This window comes from Lysinibacillus sp. NPDC086135 (assembly GCF_044746345.1).
Classification (GTDB): domain Bacteria; phylum Bacillota; class Bacilli; order Bacillales_A; family Planococcaceae; genus Lysinibacillus.
Map to the genome: position 1 here is coordinate 113,442 of NZ_JBIVCA010000018.1, position 10,449 is coordinate 123,890.

Below are 10,449 nucleotides of genomic sequence, written 5' to 3' on the forward strand. Positions count from 1 at the left end.
TTTATAGCTAGACGTGTTTAGATGTTTTTCTTAACGTAATAGTTCTTTTTCATGTGGTAAGATTGTATCTGGGAAAATTTCTGTAGGATATTTACCTGTAAAGCACGCTAGGCATAATCCACGGTTTTCATCTTCATATGGTCTTGCAATCGTCTCCACCATACCTTCAACGGAAAGGAATGTTAGGGAATCGGCTCCTATAGCATCCCGGATTGCATCTACATTGTGGCTAGATGCAATCAATTCTTCATGTGTGGAAGTATCAATACCGTAATAGCAAGGATCCGTCATCGGTGGTGAAGAAATGACAACATGTACTTCTGCCGCCCCTGCATCTTTTAACATTTTTACAATACGTCTTGAAGTTGTACCGCGAACGATTGAATCGTCCACCATCACTACACGTTTATCTTTTACGACTTGAACAACAGGAGAAAGCTTCATTTTCACACCGCGTTCACGTAATTCCTGTGTTGGTTGGATAAATGTACGACCTACATAACGATTTTTAATAAGACCTAGCTCATACGGAATGCCACTTTCCTCTGCAAAGCCGATTGCTGCTGAAATACTTGAATCAGGGACACCTGTTACAACATCCGCTCCAATATGTGCACATTCTCGAGCAAGCTGTTTGCCCATACGTTTACGCGCCATGTGGACGTTAATACCATCAATATCAGAATCGGGACGTGCTAAATAAACGTACTCCATCGCGCACATTGCACGTTTATCCATATCTACAAAACGATCAGATTTTACACCCTCATCGTTAATAATTAATAACTCACCAGGTTCAACAGATCGAACAAATTCTGCACCTATTAAATCAAATGCACAAGTTTCAGAAGCTACAACCCAGCCATCTCCTAGCTTCCCAAGAGATAATGGACGTAAACCATGTGGATCACGTGCAACAAGCATTTCATCTTTAGTCATAATTAAGACCGAATACGCGCCCTTTAATAAAGATAGGGCATTTTTCACCTTCGCACGGAATGGTGAATGCGAGCTTTTCTTAATAAGATGTGCTAGCACTTCAGTATCGGAGCTGGAATGGAAAATACTACCTTGACGCTCTAAATACTGTTTTAAGTGCGTGGCATTGACTAAATTACCGTTATGAGCAATTGAAAGGCTACCAGTTGAGGAGTGAAATAATAACGGCTGTACATTTTCAATACCGCCCCCTCCAGCAGTCGTATAACGGACATGGGCAATTGCTGCTTTTCCGTCCACTGCCTTTAATTTCTCTTCGTTGAAAACATCATTAACTAATCCTTCGCCTTTCACCGCGCGAAGATGCTGACCGTCAGAAACTACGATCCCAGCGCCTTCTTGGCCACGGTGTTGAAGAGCATGAAGCCCGTAATAACTAAGGTGTGCTGGATTTGAGTTACCCCAAATACCAAACACCCCACATTCTTCGTTTAAGCCTCTGAGTTCAGCAAGCATGGGATTGCTCCTTTCCAATTAGAACGGAATTCCTCCACTGTACCTTCTACAAGCACACCGTTGTCACCGTCGATTTTAACAAGCGCATCGTTTGTTACAACACCGATTTTCATTGCGTCTTTTACAATTTCTACAAATGCAGCTACATTTTCTTCTTTCACTGTTACAACAAAACGAGATTGTGTTTCACTGAATAATGCTGTTGTAGCAGAGCCTGTTAATGTTACATCAAGACCTAAGCCATTTGCGCCAAATGTTGTTTCAGCAAGCGCTACTGCAAGACCGCCTTCTGCTACATCATGTGCAGATTGTACGATTCCTGCTTTAATCGCTTTAAGCAATGCTTCTTGACGTGCGGCTTCAATTTGTAGGTCAATTGCCGGTGCTTTCCCTGAAATAACCCCATTATTTAATAGTTTTTGAAGCTCCGAACCACCGAACTCAGTTTTTGTATCGCCGATCACAAATACTACATCACCAGCAACCTTTACTTCTTGAGTTGTCACATGTGCTAAATCTTCAATTAGTCCAACCATACCGATTGTTGGTGTTGGGTAAACCGCTTCGCCAGAACGCTCGTTATAAAGAGAGACGTTACCGCCGATTACTGGTGAATTCAATGCTGTACAAGCCGCTGAAATACCATCAGCTGATTTTTCAATTTGCCAGAAGATTTCTGGTTTCTCAGGATTACCAAAGTTTAAGCAGTCAGTAATTGCTAATGGTGTACCACCAGTTGCCACGATATTACGAGCTGCCTCTGCTACAGCAATGGCACCGCCTACCTCTGGATCTAGGAAAATATAACGAGAGTTACAGTCAGTAGTCATCGCTAATCCTTTGTTCGTACCGCGAACGCGGATCACGGCTGCATCAGAACCTGGTGCAACGACTGTTGATGTACGAACTTGATAATCATATTGATCGTAAACCCACTCTTTTGAAGCAACTGTTGGTGCTTTTAAAAGTGCATTTAATGTTTCTTTGTAATCTGTTACCACTGGTTCTGTGTTTTCCATCGCTTGGAACTCAGCATAGTAAGCAGGCTCTGCAGATGGTTTATGATAAACTGGTGCATCTTCTGCAAGTGCATCAGCAGGTACTTCAGCTACAACTTCGCCATTATGTAATAGGCGTAGCATTTTATCATCCGTCACGCGACCAATTGCCACAGCATCTAAGTCATATTTATCGAAAATCGCTTTAATTTCATCTTCGCGACCTTTTTTCACAACAAGTAGCATACGCTCCTGAGATTCAGATAGCATCATTTCATATGCTGTCATGCCTGTCTCACGTTGAGGTACTAAGTCTAAGTTCATTTCTACACCAGAGCCAGCCTTAGAAGCCATTTCTGCTGATGAAGACGTAAGACCAGCAGCACCCATATCTTGAATACCTACTAGCGCGTCAGATTTTACAACTTCTAAACATGCTTCAAGTAAAAGTTTCTCCATAAATGGATCTCCTACTTGAACTGCTGGACGTTGGTTCTCAGATTCTTCTGTTAACTCTTCAGATGCAAATGTTGCACCATGGATACCGTCACGGCCTGTTTTAGCACCCACATACATAACTGTATTCCCTACACCAGCCGCGATTCCACGTTGAATATCTTTGTGGTCGATTAAACCTACACACATTGCATTCACTAGTGGATTGCCTTCATAGCAAGGATCGAATTGAATTTCGCCACCGACTGTAGGAATCCCGATACAGTTACCGTAACCTGCGATACCAGCAACTACTTCTTCAAATAAATATTTACCACGTGCTGATTTTAATTCGCCAAAGCGTAGTGAGTTTAGCATCGCAATTGGACGTGCACCCATTGAGAAAACGTCACGGATAATACCACCAACTCCTGTAGCAGCACCTTGATAAGGCTCAATTGCTGATGGGTGGTTATGTGATTCCATTTTAAATACAACTGCTTGTTCGTCACCAATATCAACGATACCAGCACCTTCACCTGGACCTTGTAAAACTTGTGGACCCTTTGTAGGGAATTTACGTAACACTGGTTTTGAATTTTTGTATGAGCAGTGCTCAGACCACATTACGGAGAAAAGACCTGTCTCTGTCCAGTTTGGTAGACGTCCTAAAATACCTTCTACCATTGCAAATTCTTCGTCTGACATCCCCATACCAGCGTATAACTTTTGCTCTTTAATTTGCTGTGCTGTTGGCTCAAACTTAGTTGTTGACATGATTTTCCCTCCACTGCTTCACAATTGATTTAAATACTGCTAGACCGTCTGCTCCGCCCACCAGTGCATCAACAGCTCGCTCTGGGTGAGGCATCATCCCTAGTACATTGCCACGCTCGTTTGTAATCCCTGCGATATCTTCTAAAGAACCGTTTGGATTTTCGCCTGAATATGTGAACACGATTTGATTGTTATCTTTTAATTGTTGTAAAGTTTCCTCGTCACAGTAGTAGTTACCTTCACCGTGAGCGATTGGAATATTGATTATTTGACCTAGCTCATATTGGTTTGTGAATAATGTATTATTGTTTTCAACTTTAAGCTGGATTGTACGGCACATGAATTTCAAATTTTTATTACGAAGTAATGCGCCTGGTAATAAGCCTGCTTCAGTTAAGATTTGGAAGCCATTACATACTCCCAATACCGGCTTACCAGCATCTGCTGCCTTCTTAACCTCTGCCATAATATTAGATTGGTTGGCCATCGCACCACAGCGAAGATAGTCCCCGTACGAGAAGCCTCCCGGTACTAAAATGCCATCAAAGCCACTTAAATCTGTTGCTGTATGCCATACATATTCTACTTCTTCACCTAGCTCGTCTTTAATCGCATGATACATATCGATATCACAGTTTGACCCAGGGAAAACGAGTACTGCGAATTTCATGATTAGTTAGCCTCCTCGACTTCGTAGCGATAGTCTTCGATTACAACGTTAGTTAAAACCTTTTCACACATTTCTTTTACTAGAGTATCAATATCACGTTCTGTATCTTTAATTGCTAGTTCAAGATATTTACCGATTCGTAAATCTTCTACTTCAGCGTAACCCATTTTCACTAAAGAACCTTGTACAGCTGAACCTTGTGGATCAAGAATGCTCTCACGTAATGTCACGTAAATTTTAACTTTTTTCATTGTTATTTGCCTCCGAGTCTAGAAAGTATAATAGTATAAACTTCAGTTAAATTACCAAGGTCTCTACGAAAGACATCTTTGTCTAACTTTTGCTTTGTAGTTGCATCCCAAAGTCTGCATGTATCTGGTGATATTTCATCTGCCAGTAGTACATTTCCGTCATTGTCACGTCCGAACTCTAATTTAAAGTCAATTAATGTAACGTTGACATCTGCAAAAATAGGCTGTAAAACTTTGTTCACTACAAGTGCACCATCATAAATGGCTATCACTTCCTCAGGTGTTGCAAGATCAAGTACGTCAATATGCTCCGTTGTAATGAGCGGATCGCCTAGCTCATCGTCTTTATAATAAAATTCAACGATTGGGCGTTTTAATGGTGTACCTTCCTCAAAGCCAAGACGTTTCGCTAAGCTACCCGCCGCTATATTGCGAACTACGACTTCAATTGGAATAATATCTACCTTTTTTACAAGCTGCTGCGTATCAGATAATTGTTTTACGAAATGTGACGCAATTCCGTTTGCTTGTAATTTTTCGAAAATTAAAGATGTAATGCGATTATTTAATACGCCTTTGCCTTCAATTTCTTCTTTTTTCTCACCATTAAACGCTGTTGCACTATCCTTGTATTCAACGAGTAACACATTAGGCTCCTCTGTTGTGTACAATTTTTTTGCTTTACCTTCATACAAAAGTTGACCTTTAGTCATTTCGTTACTCCCCCTGATATTATGAAATACACGCGTATTGTTCAGAATTGAAACGTACGTATACGATTCAATTCTGTAACAACCACAAGTGACTCTACTCAATCAATTTCGCCTTAGCGTAATTGTAGCTGTCGCTTTGCTTTCGCGCAGATAAACAAAGCGTCCGGATTTTGAATTGTGCTGGCACAATTCATTCTTTTCAAAATCCGTGACATCCGCCGGAGGCTTTAGGCCAACAGATGTTTTTTGCGCGAAAGCGTAGTGCTAACGCAGCGGCAGCAGCATGATATTGGTCACTCAGTCATTGCCACAGGGCGTGGCGTTTTTAGACTGAGTTCCTCTATTTCAGTAGGTGTTTGGTTACCTACTGAATGAAGATTGTTAGTTAAGTCCAAGACGTTCAAAAATCATATCTACATGTTGTAAATGGTAGTTGTAGTCGAAGCATTCATCTAGCTCTTCCTTCGTTAAATACGATGTAATTTTTTCACTTGCATCGACTAACGTACGGAACTGAACTTGCTCGTCCCATGCCTGCATCGCTAAAGGTTGTACTGTATCATACGCTTCCTCACGCACTAACCCTTTATCAATCAGTGCTAATAAGATACGTTGAGAATAAATTAGACCAAAAGTGCGACCCATATTACGTTTCATGTTTTCAGGGAATACTGTTAAGTTTTTCACTATGTTACCGAAGCGATTTAACATATAGTTAAGTGTAATCGTTGCATCTGGTAAAATAACGCGCTCTGCAGATGAATGTGAAATATCACGCTCATGCCATAATGCTACGTTTTCATAAGCCGTTACCATATAGCCACGCATTAAACGTGACATACCAACCATGTTTTCAGAACCGATTGGATTACGTTTATGAGGCATTGCTGACGAGCCTTTTTGACCTTTTGCAAATGCTTCCTCAACTTCACGCGTTTCTGATTTTTGCAAGCCGCGAATCTCTGTTGCAAATTTCTCAATTGATGTTGCGATTAATGCCAACGCACCTAAATATTGCGCATGACGATCGCGTTGTAATGTTTGAGTTGAAATAGGTGATGCTGCAAGGCCTAGTTTATCGCATACATATTGCTCAACTTTAGGATCGATATTGGCATATGTTCCAACTGCTCCAGACATTTTTCCTGTTTCAATTACTTTTGCTGCTGCTTCAAAGCGTTCTAGGTTACGCTTCATTTCTTCATACCATAAACCAAGTTTTAAACCGAAAGTTGTTGGCTCAGCATGAACACCATGTGTACGTCCCATCATAACCGTATGCTTATGCTCTTTCGCTTTTGCTGCAATAATATCAATGAAATTCACGATGTCTTTGCGTAAAATATCATTCGCTTGTTTAATTATATAAGAAAGGGCTGTATCAACTACGTCCGTAGAAGTTAAACCATAGTGCACCCATTTTCGCTCTTCACCAAGTGTCTCAGAAACGGCACGAGTAAATGCTACAACATCATGACGTGTTTCTTTCTCAATCTCTAAAATGCGATTAACATCAAATGAAGCATTTTCACGAATTTTAGCTACATCCTCTTTTGGGATGTCTCCGATTTCTGCCCAAGCCTCACATGCTAAAATTTCAACTTCTAACCAAGCTTGATATTTATTTTGTTCTGTCCAAATTGCGCCCATTTCGGGTCTTGTGTAACGTTCGATCATTGCGTTTCTCCTTCTATTCTGACCAAATGCCAGAACTATCGATTTGTTGTAGTGTTTCTTCTATGTTTTTTGTCATAATCGTTACGTGGCCCATCTTACGGTTTACCTTAGCTTCAGCTTTCCCATAAAGATGTATAGACCATTCAGGATATTTAGCAATTGAGTTACTAAGTGGCATGACATGCTGCCCTAAAACATTTACCATAATAGATGGTGCCCAAAGTTGTGGTTTACATAATGGCCAACCACAAACTGCACGTATATGCTGATGGAACTGTGAAACGTTACATGCTTCTATAGAATAGTGACCTGAATTATGAGGTCTTGGTGCTAATTCATTTATAACGATTCCACCATCTTCTAATACAAACATTTCTACAGCTAATGTCCCTACTAAATTTAGATAATCAGCAATTTTCAAGGCCTCTCGTTCTGCAGACAGTGATGTTTCCTCTTTTATACGAGCTGGTACGATCGTTTCATGTAAAATTTGATGAACATGAATATTTTCTCCAACTGGCTGACAATATGATTCACCATTCCCGTTTCTTTGAACAATGACAGACACCTCTTTAACGAAAGATACATATCCCTCAACAATACATTGTGAATGAGAGAAAAGCCCTTTTGCTAACGGTAGGTCTTCTGTAGATTTTAAAAGCTGCTGCCCCTTGCCATCATAGCCACCTCTTGCTGTTTTGACTATACAAGGATAACTAATCCTATCAATATTGGCTAGTAATTCTTCATATGTATTTACCACCAAATAAGGGGCTACTGGACAACCCGCGTTCACTATCGCTTCTTTCTCTGTCACACGGTCTTGTGTGATGCGTACTAGCTCTGCTCCTTGTGGGACGTAAGCCATTTGTGTTAAACGTTTTAAGCCTTCATAATCGATATTTTCAAATTCATACGTTATAACGTCACTTACCTCTGCAAGTTCTTCTAAAGCTGACTCATCATCATACGGGGCTACAATAAGTACATCCGCAACCTGTCCACCTGGTGAATCCATTGATGGTTCAAGAACGGCGATTTTAAAGCCTGCTTCTTTAGCAGCAAGTGCCATCATACGGCCAAGCTGACCTCCTCCGATAATGCCTATCGTCTGCCCGGGATAAATTATCTTTGTCACACTAAGTCACCTGTGCTTTCCAATACTTGTTGCTTCGTGGCTTCACGTCTAGCATCTAGTTTATTAGCAAGCTCTGCATCTGTTGTCGATAAAATTTGCGCTGCTAGCAAGCCTGCATTCGTCGCTCCCGCTTTGCCAATCGCTACTGTTGCTACAGGTACACCGCCAGGCATTTGAACGATTGATAATAAAGAATCAAGACCGTTAAGAGCACGTGATTGCACAGGTACACCGATTACCGGTAACGTTGTTTTAGCTGCTACCATTCCAGGTAAATGCGCAGCTCCACCTGCACCAGCAATAATTACTTGAATACCTCGCTCACGTGCTGATTCTGCATACTCAAACATTAAATCGGGAGTACGATGTGCAGATACAACTTTTTTCTCGTACGGTACCTGTAATTCATCTAAAATATCACATGCATATTTCATTGTTTCCCAGTCACTTGAACTCCCCATAATGACACCGATTTTCGGATTCATGATTGTCGCTCCTTTTTAACGTTAGAAAAATGATCAAATATTTTATAGCTACTACAATTCCTTACTTTTTCTTTTTATAACAAAGAAAATCCTCAAATAAACTACTCCCTACCATACACGTGAAAGCAGTTTACTTGAGGACTTATTATGAAAAGAATATGCAAATGTACATTTCTGCACATAAACCTTCCCGTAACATGCCAAAAGTGCTTTCCCGCATAGTCCAGCATTTACGGTGCCGGGTAGAGACACTAGAGCCAATCCTCTAGCATATATGTGGGATTTATTTGTTTTTCCTTCTCATATTTTAACAAGTCATTCCATTGTAGTCAACCAAAAATGCGAACATTTTATTTTGGTCTTTTATAAATGTTCGGATTTAAGCAAGAATTACTCGGAATCTTGCCATAACATTGCTTTGAATTGTATTTTTTGACGCAAATACGTTGGTTCTCCATTGACTAAGTGAAAAATCGGTTCTTCTTTTCTTCCCACTGCCATATAACCATCTCGACGCATTCTTGCCAAACAATCTTCAATTGACTCGTTTTCTTCTACTTCATACCAAATTTGTTTTTTTCCCAAATCTTTCTTCCTTTCAATCTTGTTTCCAATTGTTTTCCCTTGTATGAATTCCATTATACCTTTAGTTTGTTCCTTTAGTATGTATGATGTATTAATAAAATGCTCTTCGCCAAAACGTGAAGTTGATTTTCGTTCCGACTAGGCACTTTCCTGGGGGGCGTCCGATGAGCCGCTTGGGCCAACAAATGTTTTATGCGAAAGCGTAGTGCAACATAACGACATCGGCACGATGTTGGTCACGAAGGCGTTATTATAGGATGTGATATTTTTAGCCTTCTTTCCTCAGCTTGCTCGCTCCATGGTCTCGGGCCAACATGATGTTGGTCACGAAGGCGTTATCACAGGACGTGATGCTTTTAGCCTTCGTTCCTTTATTGCTATTCCCAAAAAAGTCGCCCACTCTCCGCTTAATAAATATCATTCTCAACTTTTGGTGACTAGCTATTAACAAGGAATTATATTTTTATTGTTACTAATGGAAGACAAATTAAAAGAACTGCAGAAAAATAAACTGCAGTTCTTTATTAAGGATTTTGAAATCCGTAGATTCCAATTAAATATGCACCCAGGAACATTAAAAAAGCATTGAGTACAATTAAAACCCTACGAATATCGCCTTTAATACCCAAAATTGCGCTAATTATTCCTAATCCTCCTACACAAATGGCGTAAATATACTTAGATCATAAAGGAAATTAAAAAAACTACCATACCATTTTGATGAATCATAGCCAAACATAAAGAATGTAATCATTAAGGAAAATATTGATATAGTAGAAAAAATGTTACGCCTCATTTTTTAATTCCTCCCTTATTAAAGCAAGATGTGTGTTATAGATCTAATTTCAATTTAAAATTCGCTAATAAAGCTCGTCCGACTTTACTCTTTGAACAATATTTAGACATTCCAGCAAGTTGTAAAAATCTCTCTTGATGGCGCTCTATCCTCCTGTTCGTTAATTCTATCAATCGTTTTTGTTTTTACGGGCACATATGTGTTTCCCCCCCGATACATTCCACAAACTTTGCTCGTTTTTTTAGGAGGATATGTCGATTAGTTCATTCATTATACAGCATCATTCATTATGTAAATTTAAAAATGAGTATATCATTTTACTTTTATTTTATAAAACAAAAAAGCCGAGGAATAAATCCTCGACTTTTCTAGGTGCCTAGCGACGTCCTACTCTCACAGGGGGAAGCCCCCAACTACCATCGGCGCTAAAGAGCTTAACTTCCGTGTTCGGTATGGGAACGGGTGTGAC

At 40.1% G+C, this 10,449-nt stretch carries 9 protein-coding genes, 1 rRNA gene and 1 riboswitch; all 10 genes read right to left on the bottom strand.

Annotation, left to right across the window (positions count from 1 at the left end):
- Positions 1–30: 30 nt before the first annotated feature.
- Complete coding sequence (gene purF, locus ACIPKN_RS20840; protein ID WP_400939683.1) at positions 31–1,455, bottom strand: amidophosphoribosyltransferase; 1,425 nt, start codon at positions 1,453–1,455, stop codon at positions 31–33.
- On the bottom strand, positions 1,431–3,665 hold the full coding sequence (purL, locus tag ACIPKN_RS20845; protein WP_400939685.1) for a phosphoribosylformylglycinamidine synthase subunit PurL: 2,235 nt from the start codon (positions 3,663–3,665) through the stop codon (positions 1,431–1,433). Before purL ends, purF begins: the two co-directional genes overlap by 25 nt.
- A complete protein-coding gene (gene purQ, locus ACIPKN_RS20850) occupies positions 3,652–4,335 on the bottom strand; it encodes a phosphoribosylformylglycinamidine synthase subunit PurQ (RefSeq protein ID WP_132363492.1) in 684 nt (227 codons plus the stop codon). The genes purL and purQ overlap by 14 nt, the downstream gene beginning before the upstream one ends.
- A 2-nt stretch (positions 4,336–4,337) precedes the next feature.
- Positions 4,338–4,586, bottom strand: coding sequence for a phosphoribosylformylglycinamidine synthase subunit PurS (purS, locus tag ACIPKN_RS20855; RefSeq protein ID WP_079562648.1), 249 nt, complete (start codon positions 4,584–4,586; stop codon positions 4,338–4,340).
- A gap of 2 nt (positions 4,587–4,588) precedes the next feature.
- Complete coding sequence (purC, locus tag ACIPKN_RS20860; protein ID WP_400939687.1) at positions 4,589–5,299, bottom strand: phosphoribosylaminoimidazolesuccinocarboxamide synthase; 711 nt, start codon at positions 5,297–5,299, stop codon at positions 4,589–4,591.
- A 381-nt stretch (positions 5,300–5,680) separates the two neighbouring features.
- Positions 5,681–6,976 carry an adenylosuccinate lyase gene (gene purB / locus ACIPKN_RS20865; RefSeq protein ID WP_400939689.1) on the bottom strand — a complete coding sequence of 432 codons (1,296 nt, stop codon included), beginning with the start codon at positions 6,974–6,976 and terminating at the stop codon, positions 5,681–5,683.
- Between the two features lie 13 nt (positions 6,977–6,989).
- Entirely contained in the window at positions 6,990–8,114 is a 1,125-nt protein-coding gene (gene purK / locus ACIPKN_RS20870) for a 5-(carboxyamino)imidazole ribonucleotide synthase (RefSeq protein WP_400939692.1), read from the bottom strand.
- Positions 8,111–8,599, bottom strand: coding sequence for a 5-(carboxyamino)imidazole ribonucleotide mutase (gene purE / locus ACIPKN_RS20875; RefSeq protein WP_323655715.1), 489 nt, complete (start codon positions 8,597–8,599; stop codon positions 8,111–8,113). The genes purK and purE overlap by 4 nt, the downstream gene beginning before the upstream one ends.
- A 199-nt stretch (positions 8,600–8,798) precedes the next feature.
- A riboswitch (purine riboswitch) is annotated at positions 8,799–8,897 on the bottom strand.
- Positions 8,898–8,989: 92 nt separating this feature from the next.
- Positions 8,990–9,184, bottom strand: coding sequence for an NETI motif-containing protein (locus ACIPKN_RS20880; protein ID WP_323655716.1), 195 nt, complete (start codon positions 9,182–9,184; stop codon positions 8,990–8,992).
- A 1,170-nt stretch (positions 9,185–10,354) separates the two neighbouring features.
- A 5S ribosomal RNA gene (rrf, locus tag ACIPKN_RS20885) occupies positions 10,355–10,449 on the bottom strand; the annotation flags it as partial.

Bases quoted from the DNA above. Each gene is read 5' to 3' on its own strand.
- purE (WP_323655715.1), bottom strand. From the start codon at position 8,599: ATGAATCCGAAAATCGGTGTCATTATGGGGAGTTCAAGTGACTGGGAA.
- purS (WP_079562648.1), bottom strand. From the start codon at position 4,586: ATGAAAAAAGTTAAAATTTACGTGACATTACGTGAGAGCATTCTTGAT.
- purF (WP_400939683.1), bottom strand. From the start codon at position 1,455: ATGCTTGCTGAACTCAGAGGCTTAAACGAAGAATGTGGGGTGTTTGGT.
- purQ (WP_132363492.1), bottom strand. From the start codon at position 4,335: ATGAAATTCGCAGTACTCGTTTTCCCTGGGTCAAACTGTGATATCGAT.
- purC (WP_400939687.1), bottom strand. From the start codon at position 5,299: ATGACTAAAGGTCAACTTTTGTATGAAGGTAAAGCAAAAAAATTGTAC.
- purL (WP_400939685.1), bottom strand. From the start codon at position 3,665: ATGTCAACAACTAAGTTTGAGCCAACAGCACAGCAAATTAAAGAGCAA.
- purB (WP_400939689.1), bottom strand. From the start codon at position 6,976: ATGATCGAACGTTACACAAGACCCGAAATGGGCGCAATTTGGACAGAA.